The organism is Hymenobacter yonginensis, from assembly GCF_027625995.1.
Lineage (GTDB): Bacteria > Bacteroidota > Bacteroidia > Cytophagales > Hymenobacteraceae > Hymenobacter > Hymenobacter yonginensis.
In genome coordinates this window covers 1,736,828-1,758,428 of sequence record NZ_CP115396.1, presented here as the reverse complement: position 1 = coordinate 1,758,428, position 21,601 = coordinate 1,736,828, and the positions used below count along the sequence as shown (strand labels likewise).

19 protein-coding genes and 1 riboswitch are annotated in these 21,601 nt (G+C 63.6%); of the genes, 6 read left to right on the top strand and 13 right to left on the bottom strand.

From position 1 onward, the window contains the following. Nucleotides 1-4: 4 nt before the first annotated feature. Nucleotides 5-2,518: a translocation and assembly module lipoprotein TamL gene (tamL, locus tag O9Z63_RS07710; RefSeq protein ID WP_270128717.1), complete on the bottom strand. Its 2,514-nt coding sequence runs from the start codon at nucleotides 2,516-2,518 to the stop codon at nucleotides 5-7. Nucleotides 2,519-2,553: 35 nt separating this feature from the next. Here tamL and O9Z63_RS07705 point away from each other — a divergent pair, with 35 nt between their 5' ends. Then, nucleotides 2,554-3,300, top strand: coding sequence for an RNA methyltransferase (locus tag O9Z63_RS07705; protein WP_408613729.1), 747 nt, complete (start codon nucleotides 2,554-2,556; stop codon nucleotides 3,298-3,300). A 208-nt stretch (nucleotides 3,301-3,508) separates the two neighbouring features. Here the strand turns inward: O9Z63_RS07705 and O9Z63_RS07700 are convergent, their stop codons facing one another. From O9Z63_RS07700 to O9Z63_RS07660, 9 genes are all read right to left on the bottom strand, one after another. Then, nucleotides 3,509-4,948, bottom strand: coding sequence for a Gfo/Idh/MocA family protein (locus tag O9Z63_RS07700; RefSeq protein WP_270128715.1), 1,440 nt, complete (start codon nucleotides 4,946-4,948; stop codon nucleotides 3,509-3,511). Nucleotides 4,949-5,321: 373 nt separating this feature from the next. After that, complete coding sequence (locus O9Z63_RS07695) at nucleotides 5,322-6,464, bottom strand: porin family protein (RefSeq protein WP_270128714.1); 1,143 nt, start codon at nucleotides 6,462-6,464, stop codon at nucleotides 5,322-5,324. 16 nt (nucleotides 6,465-6,480) lie between these two features. Beyond that, nucleotides 6,481-7,323: a hypothetical protein gene (locus O9Z63_RS07690; RefSeq protein WP_270128713.1), complete on the bottom strand. Its 843-nt coding sequence runs from the start codon at nucleotides 7,321-7,323 to the stop codon at nucleotides 6,481-6,483. Further along, nucleotides 7,304-7,888 carry an RNA polymerase sigma factor gene (locus O9Z63_RS07685; RefSeq protein ID WP_270128712.1) on the bottom strand — a complete coding sequence of 195 codons (585 nt, stop codon included), beginning with the start codon at nucleotides 7,886-7,888 and terminating at the stop codon, nucleotides 7,304-7,306. Before O9Z63_RS07685 ends, O9Z63_RS07690 begins: the two co-directional genes overlap by 20 nt. 345 nt (nucleotides 7,889-8,233) lie before the next feature. Beyond that, the gene (map, locus tag O9Z63_RS07680) at nucleotides 8,234-8,998 is read right to left on the bottom strand and encodes a type I methionyl aminopeptidase (protein WP_270128711.1); all 765 of its coding nucleotides are present in this window, start codon (nucleotides 8,996-8,998) and stop codon (nucleotides 8,234-8,236) included. A gap of 80 nt (nucleotides 8,999-9,078) precedes the next feature. Then, a complete protein-coding gene (locus O9Z63_RS07675) occupies nucleotides 9,079-9,438 on the bottom strand; it encodes a CoA-binding protein (RefSeq protein ID WP_044017616.1) in 360 nt (119 codons plus the stop codon). Between the two features lie 116 nt (nucleotides 9,439-9,554). Further along, nucleotides 9,555-11,138 (bottom strand): NAD(P)/FAD-dependent oxidoreductase, encoded by a 1,584-nt coding sequence (locus O9Z63_RS07670; RefSeq protein ID WP_270128710.1) that lies wholly within the window; start codon nucleotides 11,136-11,138, stop codon nucleotides 9,555-9,557. A gap of 157 nt (nucleotides 11,139-11,295) precedes the next feature. Next, nucleotides 11,296-11,526, bottom strand: a complete 231-nt coding sequence (locus O9Z63_RS07665) for a hypothetical protein (protein WP_270128709.1) — start codon at nucleotides 11,524-11,526, stop codon at nucleotides 11,296-11,298. Between the two features lie 256 nt (nucleotides 11,527-11,782). Next, a complete protein-coding gene (locus O9Z63_RS07660) occupies nucleotides 11,783-12,178 on the bottom strand; it encodes an acyl-CoA thioesterase (protein WP_270128708.1) in 396 nt (131 codons plus the stop codon). Nucleotides 12,179-12,361: 183 nt separating this feature from the next. Beyond that, nucleotides 12,362-12,557, bottom strand: a riboswitch (cobalamin riboswitch). Between the two features lie 150 nt (nucleotides 12,558-12,707). Between O9Z63_RS07660 and O9Z63_RS07655 the strand changes: the two genes are divergently transcribed. Both O9Z63_RS07655 and O9Z63_RS07650 read left to right on the top strand, forming a co-directional pair. After that, on the top strand, nucleotides 12,708-14,021 hold the full coding sequence (locus O9Z63_RS07655; RefSeq protein WP_270128707.1) for an MFS transporter: 1,314 nt from the start codon (nucleotides 12,708-12,710) through the stop codon (nucleotides 14,019-14,021). 90 nt (nucleotides 14,022-14,111) lie between these two features. After that, complete coding sequence (locus tag O9Z63_RS07650; RefSeq protein WP_270128706.1) at nucleotides 14,112-14,630, top strand: DUF2911 domain-containing protein; 519 nt, start codon at nucleotides 14,112-14,114, stop codon at nucleotides 14,628-14,630. Nucleotides 14,631-14,728: 98 nt separating this feature from the next. On the opposite strand, the gene O9Z63_RS07645 is transcribed toward O9Z63_RS07650, so the two are convergent. From O9Z63_RS07645 to O9Z63_RS07635, 3 genes are all read right to left on the bottom strand, one after another. After that, nucleotides 14,729-15,472 (bottom strand): energy transducer TonB, encoded by a 744-nt coding sequence (locus O9Z63_RS07645; protein ID WP_270128705.1) that lies wholly within the window; start codon nucleotides 15,470-15,472, stop codon nucleotides 14,729-14,731. A 49-nt stretch (nucleotides 15,473-15,521) separates the two neighbouring features. Then, on the bottom strand, nucleotides 15,522-16,148 hold the full coding sequence (locus O9Z63_RS07640; RefSeq protein WP_270128704.1) for a hypothetical protein: 627 nt from the start codon (nucleotides 16,146-16,148) through the stop codon (nucleotides 15,522-15,524). Between the two features lie 93 nt (nucleotides 16,149-16,241). Continuing rightward, entirely contained in the window at nucleotides 16,242-17,222 is a 981-nt protein-coding gene (locus O9Z63_RS07635; RefSeq protein WP_044017625.1) for a tryptophan 2,3-dioxygenase family protein, read from the bottom strand. Nucleotides 17,223-17,571: 349 nt separating this feature from the next. Here O9Z63_RS07635 and sdaAB point away from each other — a divergent pair, with 349 nt between their 5' ends. From sdaAB to O9Z63_RS07620, 3 genes are all read left to right on the top strand, one after another. After that, a complete protein-coding gene (gene sdaAB, locus O9Z63_RS07630; RefSeq protein ID WP_270128703.1) occupies nucleotides 17,572-18,252 on the top strand; it encodes an L-serine ammonia-lyase, iron-sulfur-dependent subunit beta in 681 nt (226 codons plus the stop codon). Nucleotides 18,253-18,351: 99 nt separating this feature from the next. Next, nucleotides 18,352-19,893, top strand: coding sequence for a TolC family protein (locus O9Z63_RS07625; RefSeq protein ID WP_270128702.1), 1,542 nt, complete (start codon nucleotides 18,352-18,354; stop codon nucleotides 19,891-19,893). Nucleotides 19,894-19,937: 44 nt separating this feature from the next. Next, the gene (locus O9Z63_RS07620) at nucleotides 19,938-21,365 is read left to right on the top strand and encodes an efflux RND transporter periplasmic adaptor subunit (RefSeq protein WP_044017627.1); all 1,428 of its coding nucleotides are present in this window, start codon (nucleotides 19,938-19,940) and stop codon (nucleotides 21,363-21,365) included. Nucleotides 21,366-21,601 lie beyond the last annotated feature (236 nt).

Here is a 21,601-nt window from a genome sequence, read left to right as displayed (position 1 = left end):
GCCATCAGAACGGATACCCGATGCCCAGATTAAACGCTGTCTGGTCCTGACTGCCGAACAGGCTGGCGTTGCGGATGGCCCACTTGTTGCCAGGCGCGGTGGGGTCGTAGACCTTGGTGGCCACGTCGAGGCGCAGAATCAGGAACGTGAAGTCGAAGCGCAAACCGAAGCCGGAGCTGACGGCAAATTCGCGGTAGAAGCGCGTGGGGCTGAACTGCGCGCCCGGCCGCCGGTCGTCGGAGCGCAGGGCCCAGGTGTTGCCGACATCCGTGAACAGCGCGCCGTTGATAAAGCTGAACAGCGGAAACCGGTATTCCACGCTGCCTTCCAGCAGCAACTCGCCGGGCTGCTCCAGGTTGTAGTTGCGGATACGGTTGCCGTTTTCGTCCAGAATAAACGTGCCGGTGGTGTCCTGCAGATACGAGGTAAACGAGCCGGGACCCAGGCGGCGCGGCTTCCATGCCCGCAAACTGGTAGCGCCTCCGGCAAAGAAATACTTATCGTAAGGCAAGCCGTTGGTGCTGGCCCGCAGTGGCTGCACCAGCCCGCCATTGAACCGGTATACCAGAAACGACTTCACGCCTACCTTGTGGTAGCGCCGGTAGTCGGCGTTGAGGCGGTAGAAATCGGCTACCCGGATACTGTCGCTGAGGATGTTCTGGTAGAGCGGCTTGGTGATGCCGCCCACCTCGGCGTATAGCCGCAGGTACTGCGCGTCGCGGGTTTGGTTGAAGTCGTTGGAGTTGTACAGCGACGTAAAACTCAGGCTGGGCACGAATTGCCGGCTAAAAGTGAACCTGGCCGCTTCTTGGTTGGGAAACTGGTTGACGAGCTGCCGGAAAAAAGTGCGGTCCAGGCGGGCCGTGTTTACCAAGCTCAGGTCGATAGGGGTGAAAACGAACTGGTGATAGGTAGAGCGTTGCCAGATATAGTCGAAGGTACCCTCCAGATTGGTACGGGCATACTCGGGGCGGCTCACGTAGTTGTAGCCTACATTGATGCGGGTGCGGGGATTGTACTTGGTAAGTAGGCCGTTGGAGCGCCACGGTACCAGAAACTGCGGCAGAATCAGGTTCAGGTTGGCGCCCAGCTGGGTGGTGAGCACGCTGTTAAGCTGGCTGCGGTCGGCGCTGTTGGTGAATTCATACTGCCCTTCGAAGCCGCCCCGCAAACCTAGCTCCAGCACTTCGGCGCCACCAAACGGGTTGCGGGCCTTCAGACGCAGGTTGGCAAACGGCCCCACCAGATAGGCTACGTAGGTGCCACCAAATTCCACGGTTTCCTGGTAGCGCTTGGCCGGCGAGGCCGCAATCACGGCGTCGAGCTGACGGCGGGTGCTGTCGGCGGCGGAAGTGGGGCGCACGCGCACGTAGTTCACATTCGTGAACCGGAATACGTCGAGCTGGCTGATCTGGCGCTGCGTGGTTTGGGTGTTGGTCAGGTTGTAGTACTGGCCCGGGTGCACGGCCACCTTGCGGTTGAGCAGTTGGGTATTAATCTGGTGCTGAAAAGCCAGAAAATACGTGGAGTCCTGCCGGATGGTGTCGCGCTTCTGCCCGAAGCGTACGGTGCCCGCATCCGTAATGAAGCGCACCTGGCGGATGGTGTAGCGCGGGTGCGGCTGCCCCGAGGCCGGGTTGGCAATGAGCGTGCGCAGCCGCACGGTGGCGGGGGCGAAGCTGGTATCGGCCTCCAGCGTAACGTACTGCTGGCGGAAGTCGAAATAGCCGTCGTTTTTGAGTAGCGTTTCAAACCGGGCGCGCTCCTGGCCGATAATTTCCTCGTCGTACTGGTCGCCGACGTGCAGCAGCGAGGCCGGCTGCGACGCCAGCACGCGCCGGGCCACGGCCGTATCGGCGATGTCGTAGTCGAGCTGGGAGTAGTGGAAGGGGGCGTTTTCGGTGATGTTGTAGGTCACGACCACGCGGCGGCGGTGCAGGCTGTCGGAGCCGCCCAGCAGGCGGCCCAGCGAAAACCGGCGGTCGGCCAGCGTGTCGGAATACTGCACGCGGCTGCGGAAAAAGCCCTTCGACTTCAGAAACGTGGCAATCTGCTCGGCCGTCTGGCGAGTCAGGGCCGAGTCGTAAATCACGGGCGGCTCGCCCAGGCGCATGATGGCGTTGCCTTTGTCGAGGGCCAGCTGCAGGCGCCGGGTTTGCCGCTCGCGCTTGGTGAGCAGCTTGCCCACCAGCGCCGAGTCGGGCCGGGCCGCCACAATCCGCTCGTTGTAGCGGGCGCGAGTGGCATCGAGCTTGCGCTGCAGCTTATCGGGGGTGTAGAAGGTGTGGCCTAGCTGATAGATTGCTAGTTTTGGGAGCGGAAAGCGGCTGTTGGGCTTCTGGCGGTACAGCGCCTGAATCCGTTCGGCATCGGCTTGCTTCACGCCTTTCAGCTCGATATGGCTGAGCAGCTGCTGGTTGGGGGCCAGCAGGCGCAGCGGCGAGCAGCCGGCTGCCAGCCAGCCCCCCAGCAGGAGCAGCCCGGCCGGCAACGCCCGGCTCCGTAGTTTATCGTTCACCTGAGGTCCCGTAGGGCGTCTGTTCAGCAAAGGGTATGGTTTCGAAAGCAGTGGCAAAATACGTACACGCGCTGCACCTGAAAAAGTATCGGCTCCGGCACGGAGCCTTTCTGGTGGAAGGCGGCAAAAGCGTACTGGAGCTGCTAAGTTCCGGACTTCAAACGGAACGCGTGTTTACAACGGCCGAATTTGCCGGAAAATTACCCGCCGGCTTGGCGGCAGGCCTCGTAGACGTGCTCAGCGAAGACGAGCTGACCCGCCTTGGCACGCTGGCCAATAACAACACCGCTTTGGCCATTGCGCGCTTGCCTGCCGAGCTGCCGCTGACCCTCACGGCTACCTCCGGCCTGCTGCTGGCCCTCGACGAAGTGCGCGACCCCGGCAACCTGGGCACCCTTATCCGCCTCGCCGACTGGTACGGCTTGCCCGGCGTGGTGCTCAGCGAAACCTGCGCCGACCCGTGGGCGCCCAAAACCGTGGCCGCCACCATGGGCTCGTTCACGCGGGTGCCCATCTGGCAGCGCGACCTGCCCGCCTGGCTCGGCAGCCTGCCCGCTGGCCAGCCTGTGTTCGGTGCCGACCTGCACGGCGACAACGTGCACCGCCTCACGCTCCGGCCGCAGGGCGTGCTGGTGATGGGCAGCGAAAGTCATGGCCTCACGCCGGCCGTGGAAGCCTGCCTCACCCAGCGCCTCCACATTCCCGGCCGCGGCCAGGCCGAAAGCCTCAACGTGGCCATTTCCGGCGCTATTCTGCTGGACAACTTCTTCCGGCACGGCTGAGTGGAAAGAACGTCATGCTGAGCTTGCCGAAGCATCTGGCGTGCTGACGTTGCCAAACTACCTGTCATGCAAAGTGCAGCCGGAGGCGGCGCGAAGTAACTCGCGTGTAACGGTGACCCAATCGTGCAATAGGTTTGATGTTACCACGCTGGCGAGATGCTTCGCGCCGCCTCCGGCTACGCTCTGCATGACGTTCCTGTAACCACCTCTACTGCCAGCCGGCGCGGTACTCGCGCCGCACAAAGCGGTTGGCTTCGTCGAAGTTGGTGACGCGCAGCTGCTGGGCGTCCCAGAGCAGCTCGATGCCGCGGCCGGGATATTCTACGCCGTTGCCCGCGGCTTTGGGCCGCTGGATGTCGTAGCCGCGGATGGCGAGGTTGGCCATCAGCAGCGCCTCCGTCAGCGGGCCGGCCAGCTCGAAGGGCGAGCTGACGGCTTTTTTGCCGTAGCCGGCCAGGCAGGCTTCCACCCATTGGGCGTAGTGGCCGTCGGCGCCGCCCGGCACGCGGGCCAACTTCTGCTTGATATTTGCCTGCTGGGTACGGCTGGTGGGCAGCAGGCGCGGGTCGGCGCCGTAGGTGCTGGCCATCATCTTGCCTTTGCTCCCGATGAAGAGCGTGCCGTTGCCACCGTCGCCGAACAGCTCGTTGGCACCCAGCTCGTCGGGGCGCTCGGGCTGAATGCCGCCGTCCATCCAGTGCACGGTTACTTCTTGCTTGGTTTTGCTGGTTTTCGGAAACGTGAGTGTGACGTGGCTGGAGGGCGGGCAGCTTTCGGGGAAGTAGCCGCGCTTGAACTCGCCCACGTACACGCTGCCCACACTGGCCTGCACGGCGCTGGCGTAGCCCAGGTCCAGCACCCGAAACGGCGCCTCCATTAGGTGGCAGCCCATGTCGCCGAGGGCGCCGGTGCCGTATTCCCACCAGCCGCGCCAGTTGAAGGGCACCAGGTTATCGACGTAAGGGCGGGCCGGCGCGGTGCCCAGCCACAGGTCCCAGTCGAGGCCGGTGGGCACGGGGGCGGGCGTGGTGGGCCAGGCAATGCCCTGGGGCCACACGGGCCGGTCGGTCCAGCAGTACACCTCGTGCACGTCGCCCAGCAGGCCGGCATCAAACCACTCCTGCATCTGCCGCACCCCGTCGCCGGAAGCCCCCTGGTTGCCCATCTGGGTCACCACTTTGTAGCGCCGGGCGGCGTCGGTGAGGGCCCGGGCCTCATAAATATCGTGGGTGAGGGGTTTCTGCACATACACGTGCTTGCCGAGCTGCATGGCCGCCAGCGTCACGTTGGCGTGGTTGTGGTCGGGCGTGGCGATGGAAACGGCGTCGAAGTTCTTGCTTTCCCTGGCCAGCAGCTGCCGCCAGTCTTTGTAGTATTTGGCCTGTGGATAGGCCTTCACAGCGCCGGCGGCGCGGCGGTCGTCTACGTCGCAGAGGTAGGCGATGCGCACCTTGCCGGTTTTGGCGAACATGGCTAGGTCGCTGGCGCCTTTGCCGCCCACGCCCACCCCGGCCACCACCAGCTGGTCGCTGGGGGCGGTATAGCCCGGCCCGCCCAGCACAAAGCGCGGCACGATGAAGAAAGTGGCGGCCGCAGCGCTCTGCTCCAGAAACGTACGGCGCGACGGTAATTCGGGAAGCTCACTCATGGCAGGAACGGCTGAAGGTGGGAGGAAACTAAAACTAGTGTTTTTCTACCAGCAAACCCCTCAAATCCAATGATTAACTACTGAGGTGTTTCGCCTAGTGCCGGACGGTAGTACCAAGAATGTCGGGCAGGCTTCCGCGCCACTGCGTGTTTCTGAGCGCGAGCTGCAAAGCCTACGCCCCGATAGGCGCGCCGCCGGTGCCAGGTGGCAGAAATGGGGCGCACACGGAGCGTTTTTGGCGGCCGACAGGAGTATTGCCTCCCCGAATGCCTCCGGTGCATATTGAATACTGGCAGGCCAAAACGCACAAATGGCTGGCTATCCAACGCAAGGTGGAGTAGCCAGCCATTTGGTAGCGCCGGGACGCTCGGTGTTAGTCGAAATCGGTGAGCGAGATGCCGAAGCTGAGCGTCTGGGCCTGGAAGCTGTTGGCGTTGTTTTTAAAGAAGTCGTTGAGGTTGTATTTGGCGAAGAGCGTGACGCTGCGCAGCCCCACCGTGCCCTGCAGGCCGTATTGGAAGTCGGTGAGGTTGAACGAGTCCCGGTCTTTGTCTTTGCGGGTATGTTCCCCGTCGTTGTACTTGATTTTGGTGTGGGAGCCCAGGCGGTAGCCGACGAAGCCGCCGGCCCCAACGCGGAACACGCTCTTGCTGTTGGCATTGCGGAAGTTGAGCATCGCCATGACGGGCAGGTTGAGGGCAGTGGTAGCCAGCTTGCTTTTCTCTAGGTTAAGATCGGGCGCCGTGACAATCTGCGTGGTGCCGTTGACGGAAACAAGGCGCTGGCTTCCTTCCAGCATGTAGTTGTTGAACGACAATTCCGGCCCGGTGAGCAGGTAGAGCGGGCTGCGCTGGCTGCCCAGGCGCTGCAAATAGTGCCAGTTGAGGCTGACGTAGCGCGAGGCGGCCGTGCGCAGGCTGGGGCTGAGCTGGTTCTGCGGTACCGATTTGTTGGTTAGCGCGTTCAGGCCCAGGTCCACGCTGAAGTCGCTGTGGCCGGAGCGGTTGGCTTTTTCAGCCCGCTTGGCGGCTTTCAGCGAGTCGCTTTCGGGCGTGCTGCCCATGTGCACCGACACCCGGTCGCTGCCGTTGCCATCGGCGTTTTCCTCCACCTTCACCCCAAACAGGTTGCCCATGCTCACTTCCACTTTGTCTCCGCGGCGGGGGGCGTTGTCTTCGCCGCGCATCGTGATGCGGATCTGCTCGGGCAGTTGCTTGCCGGGCTGGTCTTTGGCGGGGTAAAACTCCATGGTCACCTGGTCCGACTTCGAGCTTTTGCCGGCCGTTTCAGCCTGCGCAATGTAGTTGTCGAGCAGGATCATCAGCGAGTCGAGCTTGTAAGCCCGCAACTCGCGCAGCTGCTGGCGGTTTTTCACGAACAGGGTCATCACGGCCTGATTGGGCAGTTTCACCACAATCGTGTCGTCGAGGTGGGCGGAAAGGGCCGGGCGGGCAAAGCAAGGCGCGGCCAGGGCTAGCAGCAGCAGGGCAGCCAGCAGAGCGGAGAGGCGTTTCATGACGAAGGGAGGGAAATTAGAGTTGAATCACTTTGGTAAGCGTGCGGCCGGCCACGTGGGCCTGTACCGTCACGGTTTCGGGCAGGCCGGCTTCCGCCAAACTCAGCCGCTCGCCGCGCACCGCGTTGCGGGCCTGGCGGAGCAGTACGCCACCCAGGCTGCGCTGCCGGGCCGGAGCTGCCTGGGCTGCCGTGGCCACGGCAGGGGCAGCGCTCCGGCGCACTTCCACTTCAATAGGGCCAGTAGTGGCCGGGGCCGGCGTGGCGGCCAGCGCCTGGGCCGTAGCGGGCAGTTGCTGCGGCTGCGAAACCGGTACCGTGGGTTCCAAAGGCCGCTCCGGTTGCGGACTGGGAACCTGTGCTACCAGGGCTTGTGGGCCGGACTGACTTGCGGGCCGGGCGGCCGGCGCCACTACCCGGGAGCGGGGAGTGGCAGAAGCCAGTTGCCGGGTACGGGTGGCCTGTGGCTGGCGGGTGCCGGTGGCAAGGCTTGCGGTGGCTTCTGAGGGGCTAGATGCGGGCTGTGGCGGGGTGGTTGCCTGAGGGGCAGCGGCTACTGCTTTTTTATTTTCCGAGGCAGCAGCGGGCTCAACCGTGGTCCGCAAGGGGCGAGGTACGGGGCGGCTGCCGGTGGCTACGGCACCAGTGCCGGCGGGCCGCAGTCCGCTGCTTTGCAGCCACAGCACGCCACTCACCAGCAGCAATACCACGCTGGCGGCGGCGGCCCACATCCAGAGAACGGGGCGTTTTTTGGCGGGCTGCAGCTCTTCTTCCAGCTGGTTCCAGAGGTAGGCCGGCGGGGTGGGCGCGTGCTCCGCGAGACGCTCGCGAAACAGCTTGTCAATATCTTCCGGTTGCATAGAGTTCTTTCGGTGAGGAGGTGGAGGCGGGGCTGGCCTGCTGGCTGGCCGCCGCGAGGCGGCGCTGGAGCATGGCCCGCGCCTTACTGAGCTGCGACTTGCTGGTGCCCTCCGAAATACCAAGCAGCTCGCCGATTTCGGGGTGGGTGTAGCCTTCCAGGGCGTACAGGTTGAAGACGGTACGGTAGCCGGCCGGCAGCTCGGCCAGCAACCCCAGCAGGTCGGCGGCGTTGAGGTGGCTTTCGGCTTCGGCGGCCGTGGCCGGCACGTCGTAGGTGAGGTCGTCGATGGCTAGGTGCAGAGGCTCCTTGCGGCGCAGCTGGCCCAGGGCCTCGTTCACCATAATCCGCCGGATCCATCCTTCAAAGCTGCCTTCGTGCCGGTACTGGTCAAGGGCCTGGAATACCTTGGCAAACCCGCCGAGCATGGCCTCTTCGGCATCTTCGCGGCGGCGCAGGTAGCGCAGGCACACCCCCAGCATCAAGCCCGCAAACTGCTCGTAGAGCAGCTTCTGGGCCCGGCCACTGCCCTGGCGGCAGGCGGCGATGAGGTCGGCTTCAGTCACGGTTGGTTGGGTAGAGGTTAGGGCAATAGCGGGGTGTTTGGAAGGCTAGATGGCAAAGGTTGCACGAGCGTTGCCCGGGGAGATAAAAAAGTTTGGAAATCGGGCCCGCAGGGTCTGGCCTGCTAGAAAAGGCTGGGCGTGGGTCATCCTGCTACAACCAAAAACCCCGGTTTCGGAACTTAATCCAAGACCGGGGCTTGCGTTTTTGAGGTAATAGTTATTGAGCGGAAGAGGCCGGTGCCGGCAGTGCTTCGGCGTATGTTCTAACTTAACTCAGTATGGTTCAGGGCAGGGCCACGTGTGGCTTCTTCAGGCCGAAATGCCCGGTTACGCCCCCTGTTCCACTTACTCCCAAATGCCATTTGCTGCCGTGAGAATAAGAGGCTGGCTATCAGTAACGACAATAGTATGCTCGTGCTGGGCCACGAAGCTGCCGTCTTTGGTGGCCAGGGTCCACCCGTCGCTAAGCTGATGGGCCAGGGTGGCGCGGGTGGAAATAAACGTCTCCACTGCTACCACCGAGTTCTTCCTGAAACGCTTCAGATTGTGTCGGTCGTAGTAGCAGGGGATTTCTGTGGGCTCCTCGTGCAGGCTGCGGCCAACACCGTGCCCCACCAGATTCCGGATAACCCGGAAGCCCGCTTTGCGTGCTTCGCTCTCAATCAGCCCACCGATATCGGCAATGCGGACGCCGCCCCGGATGCGGCTGAGGGCGGTGCGCAGGATTTGCCGGGAAGCATCAACCAGCGGCTGATGCTGGTGAATATCGACCCCCAGCACGAAGGAGCCGCCGTTGTCAGCCCAGTAGCCGCCCAACTCCGCCGATACGTCGATGTTCACCAGGTCGCCGGGCTGCAGAATCCTGCATCCCGACGGGATGCCGTGCGCCACCTCGTTGTTCACACTAATACATGTCCAGCCCGGAAAGCCATATGTCAGCCGCGGGGCCGATTTAGCCCCTAAAGCGGCCATTATGCTTCCGCCATACTCGTCCAGCTCTTTGGTTGTCATGCCCGGCCGGGCATACTCCCGCATTTGTTTGAGGGTGGTGCCGACAGCTTCGCTGATGCGCTGAAGACCGGTCAAATCTTCCTGAGAGGTGATGGGCATGGTGCGGAGATATATAATTACCGACGTACGATAGTGTTATCCGGCTGCATGGCGTACAGCAAAAACCTAGTGTTCCGGTCTTAATACTGCCCCACCGACAGCATCACCAGCGTGCAGGCTTCTTCGGTCTGGATGCCGCGCTGCTGCGCCAGGCGCTCCAGCTCGGGGTTTTCGGTGCCGGGGTTGAAGATGATGCGCTTGGGCTGCAGGTCCAGGATGTAATCGTACCAGGCGGGCTGGTTCTGGGGGCCGACGTAGAGCGTCACGGTGTCCACGGCTTCGGCCTGCGGACGGTCAGTCTGGATGTCGAGGCCGCCCACCTGGCCTTTGCGGATGCCGACCGGCACCACTTCGTGGCCGTGGCGCTGCAGCCGGTGCACAGCCTGGTAAGAGTAGCGGGCCGGGTTGTCGGAAGCACCAAGAACAAGGGTCTTTTTCATGAAACTAGTTGTCAATTGTTAGTTGTCGGTTGTCAGTTGGTAGTTGTCACTAAGCACCTGACAACGGGTATTTACGGAAAAAGGTCGCAAGGGAACTGATAACTGACAACCAACAACTAAACACCGACGGATAACGAGGCCAGCGCCGCCTCGGCGCACCGCTCACCGTCCATGGCTGCCGACACGATACCGCCGGCGTAGCCCGCGCCTTCGCCGCACGGAAACAGGCCGCGCACCTCGGGGTGTTCCAGCGTGTCCCGGTCGCGGGGGATGCGGACGGGCGAGGAGGTGCGGCTTTCCACGCCCACAATCTGGGCGGCGTTGGTGGCGTAGCCTGGAATCTTGCGCCCGAAATCCTGGAAGCCCTGCCGCAGCCGCTCCGCTAGGCCCGCGCCCAGTACGTCGTCCATAGCTACGGGCACCAGGCCGGGCTGGTAGCTGGTTTCGAGCAGCTCCGCCGACAGCTTGCCTTTCAGGAAGTCGCCGAGGCGCTGGGCGGGGGCGCGCTGGGTGTTGCCGGCCACCTGGCAGGCGCGCTGCTCAATCTGCTGCTGCAGGCGCAGGCCGGCCAGGGCGCCGTACTGGCGCACGTCCATGTCTTCCAGCTCCACGGCCGCCACAATGCCGGAGTTGGCGAAGCGCGAGTCGCGGCGGCTGGGGCTCATGCCGTTCACCACCACCTCGCCGGGGGCGGTAGCCGCCGGCACAATAAAGCCGCCCGGGCACATGCAGAACGAAAACACGCCCCGCTGCCGGCCCTGCCACTGTGTCTGGTGCACCAGCGAATACGAGGCCGCCGGCAGCTCGCCCCGGTCGTTGAGGCGGTACTGGGCCCGGTCAATCAGCTCCTGCTGGTGCTCCACGCGCACGCCCAAGGCAAAAGGCTTGGCCTCGATGAGCACGCCGCGGCGGTGCAGCAGCTCGTAGATGTCGCGGGCGGAGTGGCCGGTGGCCAGAATCACGGCGTCAGCTTCCAGGGCTTCGCCGGTGGCCGTCACCACGCCGCGCAGGCGGTGGTTGTCCAGCACTAGGTCGTCTACCCGCGTATCGAAGCGCACTTCGCCGCCGGCGGCCAGCACACTGTCGCGCAGGGCGGCCACCACTGAGGGCAGCTTGTTGGTGCCGATGTGGGGGTGGGCGTCGACCAGAATGTCGGGGGTGGCGCCGTGCTGCACCAAGCAGCGCAGAATCCGGCCCACGTCGCCGCGCTTGGTGGCGCGGGTGTAGAGCTTGCCGTCGGAGTAGGTGCCGGCGCCGCCTTCCCCGAAGCAGTAGTTGGAATCGGGGTTGACGACGTGCTCCTTGTTGAGGGCGGCCAGGTCGCGGCGGCGGGTGCGCACGTCTTTGCCGCGCTCCAGCACAATCGGCTTCAGCCCCAGCTCAATGCAGCGCAGCGCCGCAAACAAGCCGGCCGGACCCGCGCCCACAATCAACACCGTGCGCCGGGCCTGGCTGACATCGGGATACTGAAACCAGGGCCCGAACAGGCTGGTGGGCGGCGGCGTCTGGTAGATATCGGCGCGCAGGCGCACCTGGGGGCTGCGGCCGCGCGCATCAATGGAGCGCTTGCGCAAATGCACGAAATCGGCCTGGCCGGGCTGCAGGCCGGCGGCGTGCAGCAGGGCCTCGTAGCGGGCAAACTCGTCGTAGGCTACGGCCGGCGGCAGCAGCACTTCAATCTCACGGAAGGGAGCAGACATGAAACAGGGGAAAGGTGGTTATCCTTTTATCCTTTAAGCAAAAGCCTATGCAGGGCCGCAAAGGTACGCAGCGGCGCGGGCACGCGCCCGCCCCAAAACATATCCGCCCCTCCGGCAGCTACCAGAGGGGCGGGCGCAACGACAGCGCAGGACGGAATCAGGCGTTGTCCGACTGTTCGGGCGCCTCGTTCTGCAGCGGCTTGCGGGGCCAGAACTTCTCCATGGCTTGGTTGAAGGCCTGCAGCGTCTGGGCCCGGACTTCGCCGGAGCTGTGGCGCAGCAGCTGGCCCAGCATGTGGCGGTACATTTCGGTGGTGGTTTCCAGGCCTTTGGCGCTTACCAGGCCGTGGTGCAGCAGGTCGCAATTGGCCGCTACGGAGTTCGACATTGACTCGGTGAGCTCCTCTCGAGCCTGGTCGGCGTCTCTAAATGATTGTTCCAAGCGGGCGGTGATATTATCGTTCTGCTGCTGATCCATTGCCAAGAGAAGAAGTCGGGGTTGTATAATAGCAGCCTAAACGGCTGGCTGTGGGCAGAAAGTTCAGGGCCACGCGGCCTTAATAAATAGGGAAACGCTGATTTAAGGCGCAGGTTGTGCCCAGCCAGTCAGTTAGCGGGCAACGGGCCATAATCTTATACAGCCCTTACCCGGCGGCCGGCAGAATGCGCACCGGCCGCTTGTCGTGGTCGATGGCCACGAACGTGAACAGGCCCGATACGGCCTTCACGCGCTCCTCGGAGTACATCTGCTCCACAAACAGCTCCACCCGCACCTTCAGGCTGGTGTTGCCCACGTGCTCAACGTTGCCAATCAGCTCCACGAGCGTGCCGCCCGGAATGGGGTGGGTGAAATCGACTTTGTCGGACGACACGGTGACCATCTTGAGGCGCGAAAAGCGGGTGGCCGTGATGAAGGCCACCTCGTCCATTAAATGCAGCGTGGTGCCCCCGAACAGGGTGTCGTAGTGATTAGTGGTGTTGGGAAACACGGCTTTGAAGATGCGCGTTTCGGCGGCGGCAATTTTGGCGGCAAGGTCCATGATGGCGGAAAAAAGGGGAAAGAAGGAAGGAAACGAAGCCTGCCTGTCCGATTCCGCGAAACCCGCCCTGCGCTACGGTGTGCTACCGGCCACCCACGCGCCGCCCCGGCCCGGCCGGCCGCAGCCGCCCGCCCGATGGCAGCGCACAAACACCCGATAAGACCCTTTTTCGCGAAGGCAGCCTCATCAATGCAGCGGAAGGCAGGTCTCCTGACTTGTCCCGTCTTCCCCGTCCTTCTCAGCCGGCTTGGGCGCCGGCCAATGGACCTGATAGTGGAGAAAACTGCGCGGGACTTACAGTAGCGCGTCTGTCCGGGATTCGCACCCGGTTCCCTATTAATCCCGGTATTACCCCGGAACCTTCCACCGTCTGACTGGAAATCGACCAGTGAACAGCGGGGCGAAGGTAGGGGAAGGGCCGGAATGTAGCGTGGGCGCGTGCCAGGCAGCCGGGCCGCCTGCTACCGCCGTGGCCGCAGAGCTACGGGCTGAAGCCCGTGCTACACGCGGCCGCGTGCTACTTTGCGGCATGCAAACTTCTCCCGCGCCGGGCGGCCGCAGCATGGCCTCCCGCATCCGCTCCATCTTCAGCGGCTCCGTCGGCAACCTCGTTGAGTGGTACGACTGGTACGTGTACTCGGCGTTTGCCCTGTACTTCGCGCCCTCGTTTTTCCCGGAGGGCAGCCAGACGGCGCAGCTGCTCAACACGGCCGCCATCTTCGCGGTGGGCTTTCTGATGCGGCCGCTGGGCGGCTGGCTGCTGGGCCTGTACGCCGACCGCGCCGGGCGCAAAGCCGCCCTGATGGCCTCGGTGCTGCTCATGTGCGGCGGCTCGCTGCTGATTGCCCTCACGCCCACCTACGCCCAGATTGGGGTGGCGGCGCCGGTACTGCTGGTGCTGGCGCGGCTGCTGCAGGGATTGAGCGTGGGCGGCGAGTACGGCACCTCGGCCACCTACCTGAGCGAAATGGCCGACCAGCGCAACCGGGGCTTTTTTTCCAGCTTTCAGTACGTGACCCTGATTGCGGGGCAGCTGCTGGCGCTGCTGGTGCAGCTGGGCTTGCAGCAGGTGCTGAGTGCCGCCGAGCTGCAGGCCTGGGGCGTGCCGTTCGGAATTGGGGCCGCCGCGGCCGTGGTGGCGCTGTATCTGCGGCGCACCATGGAAGAAACTGACGCTTTCACCCACCAGACACCCGCCGACAACGCCGAAGCCGCGCCGCAGCCCGGCAAGCTCCAACTGCTGCTGCGCTACCCGCGCGAGGTGCTGACGGTGGTGGGCCTCACGCTGGGCGGCACCGTGGTGTTCTACACCTTCACCACCTACACCCAGAAGTTTTTGGTGAACACCACCGGCTTCAGCAAGGGCCAGGCCACGCTGGTTTCGTTTGGGGCGCTGGGCGTGGCCATGCTGCTGCAGCCGCTGCTCGGCGCGCTGTCGGATAGGGTGGGGCGGCGGCCGGTGCTGTTGTTCTTTGGGGTGGGTGCCACGCTCGGCACCGTGCCCCTGATGACGGCGCTGGGCGCGGCCGCCAGCCCCGGCGCAGCGTTTGGGCTGCTGGTGTTGGCCCTGGCTGTGGTGAGCGGCTACACGTCCATCAATGCCGTGGTAAAGGCCGAGCTGTTCCCGACCGAAATCCGGGCGCTGGGCGTGGGGCTGCCGTATGCCCTCACGGTGGCTATTTTTGGCGGCACGGCCGAGTACGTGGCGCTGCTGGCCAAAAGCCAGGGCGTGGAAAGCTGGTTTTACTGGTACGTGACGGCCTGCGCCGCCATTTCGCTGGTGGTGTACCTGCGCATGCCCGACACCCGCGACACCTCGCGCCTGAATACGGCGGCCGGCTAACCTTTTCGGGCAGGGCCGGTTCTGAGGTGCCGCGCAACGTTGCGGCCGGATTTGCTACTTTTCTCCCACACTCACCATTTCCCGTTTCTCATGAAAAAGATTCTCACCCTGCTGTTCGTGTTCTGCGGCCTGCTGCTGGCCGGCCAGGCAATGGCCCAGGGCAAAATGCCCGAAGACAAAAGCAAGCGCCCCAGCCCGCCGGCCACCGTTACGGGCCCTGGCTTCACCATCGACTACAGCCGCCCTTCGCTGAAAGGCCGCAAAGCCTTCGGGGGCCTGGAGCCCTATGGCAAAGTGTGGCGCACCGGTGCCAATGAGGCTACCACCTTCACCACCACCAAAGCCGTGAAAATTAACGGCAAGGCGCTGGCCGCCGGCACCTACGCTCTGTTCACCATCCCCGGCGAGCAGGAGTGGACCATCATCTTCAACAAAACCGCCAAGCAGTGGGGTGCCTACGAATACAAGCAGGCCGACGACGCGCTGCGCGTGCAGGTGAAATCCACTAAAACCGCCGCTCCCGTGGAAGTATTCACCATCTCGGCCGACAAAGCCGGCATGGTAACCCTGATGTGGGATAACACGCAGGTGGCCTTCACGGTGAAGTAACCCCTTCCTCGGGCTAGCTGCCGAACGTAAACCGGCCGCCGTTTCTGCTTCTCAAGGCAGAGACGGCGGCCGGTTTTGGTTTGTGGGGCTGGGCTTGGTTACCGAATCCGGAACTTGACGGGCACTTCCATCAGAGCAGCTACCGGCTGGCCGGCCAGCATGCCAGGCAGCCACTCAGCGGGCAGCTGCTGCACAGCCTCCAAAGCCTCCTCGTCGCAGCCCAAGCCGATGCCCGACTTCACACGGTGCCCGCTGGCGCGGCCCTGCTCATCCACCAGAAACTCAATCAATACCTCGCCGCCGGTGCGGTTGCGCAACGCCTGCGGCGGATACTGCACGCTGGTTGCTACCGCCTGGTTCATGGCCTGCTGGCCTCCGATATAGAGCGGCGGCCGGTCGAGAGTAACCTGGCGGGAGTTGGTGCCCTCCACGATGGTGTACTGCTTGCGTTGGTCGGCGGGCCGGATGCGGGCAAATTCCAGGATGCGGGTGGAGTGGTTGTAGCGCTGCTCCAGGGTGTCGCCGAAAGCATAGTAGCTCCAGACGCCGGTTTTCTGGTCGTTGCGGTACTGCCCGGTGCCTTGGGGCCGGCCGTTCCAGCCGTATTCCACCCAGGTGCTGTCGCGCTGCCCCTGCTTGTAAGAGCCTGCCAGAACAGGCATGGTAGGTGGCCCCGTTCGTTCTTTCAAATAAGGCCCGTGCTTGACTTTATTGTCTTCCTGGAGCACATAATAGGTTTCGTGGCTCCAGGGGTTGGTCTGTTTGACTACTACTTTGGTAGTTTTCTGAGCGGTGGCCGCCAGCGGCAGCAGTGCGGCCGCCAGCAATAAGGTGTTGCGCATGGGGATGAATAGGGGATGAGTTAATGGTTAAGATGATAGCTGCTACGAGCTACTCGATTGTCAGCTGATACACCACAAAATGCCGGATGCCGAACTTCTTGAACCACTCGGCGGGTGGCACTTTGCTCTGGGCCAGGTCGCAGTAGTACAGAAAGCCGTCCTTGACGTAAGGCAGTGTGTACACCAGCAGCGGAAACTTCCGGCCCACCGGCACGCTGGCTTTCTGCTTTTTGTAGGCCTGAATGTCGGCACGCAGACTGTAATCGGAGGCCAGGGCGCCGGGCAGCGGCTGAAACTGCTGCCGCTTGCCGATGGTGGGGAAGAAAAACCGCACCTCCAGCCGCGCGTCGGTGGCGGCGCGGGCGTAGACGTTGAACGCCAGGCGGCCGGCCGAGTCCAGCTGAAACCGGCTCCGGTCTTTGCCCAGCAGGTCCTGCTCCGGCTGCGCCACGCCGTCCCGAAATTCCTGGTAGGTGAGATGCAGCACCCGCCCGGCCAGCCGCGGGTCGGAGAGCTCGAAATGCTGCTTTTCCACGCCCAGCATACTGTTTAGCTCCATGGCATCCGGGCCGGTAAACCCGGTCTGGTTGGTCAGGAGCGTGGTGGAGGCTTCGGGAGTCTGGGCGTAGGCCAGGGCCAGGAGCAGCCACAATAAAGCAGTCAGAACGACGCGCATACGGCAATAGTAGAAGGTAGCATAAGACACGATAAAGCCGTGAAAACGCAGCGGGCTGCGCTTTCACGGCTCTAGTATACAACCAATCTGCAATTACGCCCGCTCGGCTTCGCCCAGCACGCTTTCCACCCAGCCTTTGCCCCAGTCTTCGAGCTCCTGCGCGGTCCAGAGCTGGGGGTAGAAGATGCGGCGCTGGAACTTGGGAGGCAGGTACTTCTTCCAGTTGGTGCCGCCGGTAGCGGCCACGGCCGTGGGGTGCCGCTCCAGGTAGCGCACCGCCGACTTGAAGTGCATCAGCGGCCAGTTCACGTTCACGTTGATGTCGAGCTGCTTGAGCTGGCGCAGCAGGCGCGGGTGCTGCTGGTCTTCCAGGGGCAGGCGCTGCACCACGCTCCATACGTTGCGGTGCTGGTAGTGGGCGGCGTGGGCTGTCAGCTGCTGGGTGTACTTCTGCTCGAACTGAATGAGGGTAAGCGCTTTTGCGCCAGTGTCTTCTACGGTAGCGCCGGCCTTCCAATAGATGCAGCCCATCAGCTCGTCGTGGGCGGCGGCCTCGCCCAGCAGGCGGCGCTTTTCCTTGTCGAGCAGGTTGCTCAGGTCGGTGCTGGCAATTTCAATCATGCGGTACTGCACGCTCTGGAAACCCGAGGCCGGCATCAGCGACATGCGGAACTGCAGAAACTGCTGCTTGTCCATGCCGTCCACCATCACGTCGAACGAGTCGATGAGGTTCTCGAAGTAGCGGTTGATGCGGCCCAGGCGCAGCACCAGCTCCTGCAGCGTAGGCGCCTGCAGCTCCCCGATCTGCTCGTACTCGCAGAGACAGAGCTTGAAATACAGCTCCGTAATCTGGTGGTACATGATGAAGATGCGCTCATCGGGGATGCGCGTGAGCGGGCGCTGCAAGCTCAGCAGCGTGTCCAGGCTGATATAGTCCCAGTAGTTGACGTAGTCGGCGTGGTAGAGTCCTTCGAGGTAGGCGGCCAGGTCCTGGTTGTCGGCGGCATACTTCTGCTGCAGCAGCCGCAGCTGCTCATAAACGGCGGGCGAAAACTCGTCCTCGGGGGTAGGCATGGGCGGGTGGGTGTGGAGGGAAACAGGGTGGGAATCCGGCCACAAGGAACGAAAAAGCCGCCGAAACTACCGGGTGGCCGGGTCGTGGCGTGGCGTAGTGGTGGGTTGGTGGAGTGGCGGAGCGGTGAGGTAAAGCGGCATCCGGGGCCGTCGGCAAAGCATCTTGTTGGTTGAGGCTGTGTCACTGGCGCAGGGCACGTAGGTGCGAAGCGGTTGTCGTTCGATTATTCGGTACCGGCGGCGCGTGAGAAGCGGCGCGGCGCGCTGTCGGGCGTTTCAATCCCGCAATGTGGTACCCTGCCAATGCGCCATTCCACAAATCCATCAATACTTCTACCTTTGGCGCGATATGGCCGAGAAAAGCAGCATCTTCGACATGATTGGGCCGGTGATGATCGGGCCTAGCTCGTCGCACACCGCCGGCGTAGTGCGCATTGCCCGCGCCGCCATCCGCATTCTGGGCAGCGTGCCCACGCATGCCGTCATTACCTTCTACAACTCCTTTGCCCGCACCTACGAGGGCCACGGCTCCGACCGCGCCATCGTGGCCGGCCTGCTGGGCATGGCCACCGACGACGTGCGTATCCGCGAGGCTTTCGACCACGCCAAAGAAGTTGGCCTGGAGTACTCGTTCCAGGGCGTCGGCAATGCCTCTACCATGCACCCCAATACCATCCGGCTGCAGCTGCGCGACGAGCGCACCGGCCACGCGGTGGAAGTCATCGGGCAGAGCCGGGGCGGCGGCGTCATCCGGATTGTGGAGGTCGATGGGTTTCCCTCGGACTTTTCGGGCAGCCTGCACACGCTCATCCTCGACGCCGACGACGCCAAAGGCTCCATTGCCTTCATTGCCTCGGTTATTGCCCACGACGACTGCAACATTGCCACCATGCTCGTGTCGCGGAAAGGCAAAAACGACGTCGCCCGCCAGTTCATCGAAATCGACTCCGGCATCAAGGACATTACGCTCGAATACCTGCGCCAGCTCAGCTGGGTGCACCGCGTCACCTATATTCCCACCATTGATTAGGGAGTAGGCATCAAGCCCAAACAACCAGGCCCCAAGCACCAGGCCCTAAATCCCAAGCCCTAGGCACCAAGCATTAAGCACCAAGCCCTAAACTCGTCTATGAAAACACCTGCTACTCTGCCTCGTACGCTGGCGCTGGCCGGCTCGGCGGCGCTGCTGCTGGCCGCGGCCGGCCCCGGGCTGGCCCAGACCGCGCCGCCGGCCCAGCCTCCGGGCACGGCGCTGGCCCAGGCGCCGGCGGCGGCCGGCACGCCCTTCACGCTGCAGCAGGCCGTGGACTACGCCGTAAAAAACAACCTCACCGTGCGCCAGAGCCAGCTCAATGCCGAGCTCAGCGACGTGACCCAGCGGGCCGGCCGCGGGGCGCTGCTGCCCACCGCTAACCTGAGCGGCAGCCAGACCTGGAACTACGGTACCGGCCTCGACCCGCTTACCAACGACTTCGTGAGCCAGACCATCCGGTCCAACAACTTCTCGGCCTTTTCGCAGATAACCCTGTTTTCGGGGTTTCAGCTGCGCAATACGGTCAAGCGCAACGCTCTCGACTACCAGGCCGCGCTGGTTGATATCGAGCAGGCCCGCAACGACTTGTCCTTGAACGTGGCTTCGGTGTACCTGCAGTACGTGCTGGCCGAAGAGCTGATACGGGCCAACCAGACCCGCGTGAACAGCAGCCAGCAGCAGATTTCGCGCACCGAGAAGCTGCTCAAGGCCGGCGCCGTGGCCGAAAGCCAGCTGCTCGACAGTCGCGCCCAGCTGGCCTCCGACGAGTTGAACGTGGTGACGGCCCAGAACCAGCGCGACATTGCCCGCCTGCAGCTCATTCAGCTGCTCAACCTGGATGCCGCCGGCGCGGCCGCCTTCCGGATTGACATGCCCCAGGTGCCCGACCCCGACGAAAACGCCAACTTCAACGACGATCCGGCCGCTATTTTCGAGACGGCGCAGGGCGTGATGCCCGAAATCCGGGCCGCCGACCTGCGCGTGCGCTCCAGCCAGCTGGGCATTGATGTGGCCCGCGGTGCCTACCTGCCGCGCCTCACGTTCGGGGCCGGCGTGTTCACCGGTTTCTCGTCGTCAAGGCTGGCGCGCGTGTTCAGCGGTGATTCCACGGAGGCTATTCCAATTCCGGTGGTGCAGTACGTGAACGGCCGGCCGGTGCCCACCACGTTTGCGGTGCTGCAGCCGGCGCAGGCCATTCCGGAGTTTCTGCCGGCCAAGTTCTCCAACCAGATCAAGGACAACATTGGCCGGCAGCTGCAGTTCAACCTCAACATTCCGATTCTCAACGGCTTCCAGGCCCGCACCAACGTGCAGCGGGCCCAGGTGGCCACCCGCCAGGCTGAGCTGCGCGCCGAGCAAACTCGCCTGACGCTGCGCCAGAACATCCAGCAGGCCGCCGCCGATGCGTTGGCCGCCCAGCGCAAGTTCACCTCGGCCAAGCGCCAGACCGAAGCCCTGACCACGGCCTACCGCAACGCCGAAATCCGCTTCAACAACGGCCTGCTCAACGGCACCGAGTTCAACATAGCCAAAAACAACCTCGCCGCCGCCGAATCGACCATGATTCAGGCCAAGTACGAGTACACGTTCCGCCGCAAGGTGCTGGACTTCTACCAGGGCCGCCCGCTGGCGCTCTAGCTGGTCGCCACGTTTTCAAGTCCTTCAGAATCTAAGACACTATTATGAAAAACAACCGCTTACTCTACATCCTCCTGGCCGTCGTGGTGGTGCTGATTGGGGGCTACGCCATCGGCAAAAAACAGGGCTGGGTGGGCAAGCCGGCCGGTACCGAGGTAACGGCCGCCAAGGCCGGCACCGTCAATATTGTGGAGCAGGTGAGTGCCTCTGGCAAGGTGCAGCCCGAAACGGAAGTGAAAATCTCGCCCGACGTCTCGGGCGAAATCACCGAGCTGTATGTGCAGGAAGGCGACTCGGTGAAGAAAGGCCAGCTGCTGCTGCGCATCCGCCCCGACAACTACCAGGCGTTGGTGAACCAGCAGTCGGCCGTGGTGAATGCCCAGCGCGCCAACGTGGGCCAGACCCAGGCCCGCCTGCAGCAGCTGATTGCCAACGCCAAGCAAACCGAGCTGACCTACCGCCGCAATGCCTCGCTGTTCAAGCAGAAGGTGATTTCGCAGGCTGAGTACGAGGCTGCCAAAGCCGCCTACGACGCCTCGCAGGAAGAGCTCAACAGCGCCCGGGCCGGCATCCGCTCGGCGCAGAGCAGCGTGCAGAGCGCCCAGGCCGGCCTCGACGATGCCCGCCGCAACCTCAACAAAACCACCATCTACGCTCCCGTGAGCGGCACCATCAGCAAGCTCAACGTGGAGAAAGGCGAGCGGGTAGTGGGCACCTCGCAGATGTCGGGCACCGAAATCATGCGCATCGCCAACCTCAACTCCATGGAGGTGCGGGTGAACGTGAATGAAAACGACATCATCAACGTGCACCTCGGCGACTCGGTGGTGGTGGAAGTGGATTCGTATGCCAGCAAGGACGAGAAGTTCCGCGGCCTCGTGACCAGCATTGCCAACACGGCCAAAGACGCCCTCACGGCCGAAGCCGTAACCGAGTTTGAGGTGCGCATCCGGCTGCTGCCCGACTCGTACCGCCACCTGCTGCGCACCGTCAACGGCCGCACGGTGGTGCCGTTCCGCCCCGGCATGACGGCTTCCGTCGACATCATCACCGACCGCAAAACCGGCGTGCTGAGCGTGCCGCTGGCCGCCGTCACGACCCGCTCCGACAGCGCCATGACGGCCGCCGCCGATGCGGCTGGCAGCGCCGGCCCCCGCGTGCGGGTGGGCGGCGTAGGCGGGCGCGGCAAAAGCGGGGCTACTGAGGCCGCCAGCGCCAAGAAAACCACCGACGTGCAGGAAGTGGTGTTCGTTATCCGCGACGGCCAGGCGATGATTACGCCCGTGAAAACCGGCATCAGTGACTTCCAGAACATCGAAATCCTGAGCGGCCTGAAAGCCGGCGACGAAGTGGTGAGCGGGCCGTTCCGGGCCGTGGCCAAAACCCTGAAGCCCGGCGAGCGGGTGGTGGTGAAGGACGCCAAAAGCCTCAACAAGGAAGCCCTGAAAGAAGGCCCTGAGGAAGCCAAATAGCCCTGAAACCGTATTTCGGGAGGGGCGGCTCCCGGCGGGCACTATTTGTTGTCCGCTGTCCGCCAACCTCCTATAGCAGCCAGGCCCCTGTCGTTCGCGCGGCAGGGGCTTGTTTGTAAAGGAAACTTCGCACTTTTGAGGACAGGCAACCGTAAGGCCCCAATGGCGGCCCACGCCCAACCGGCTACGCTGCCCCACAGCAGGCCCAGCACCTGTCACCTGTCACGATTCCCCTC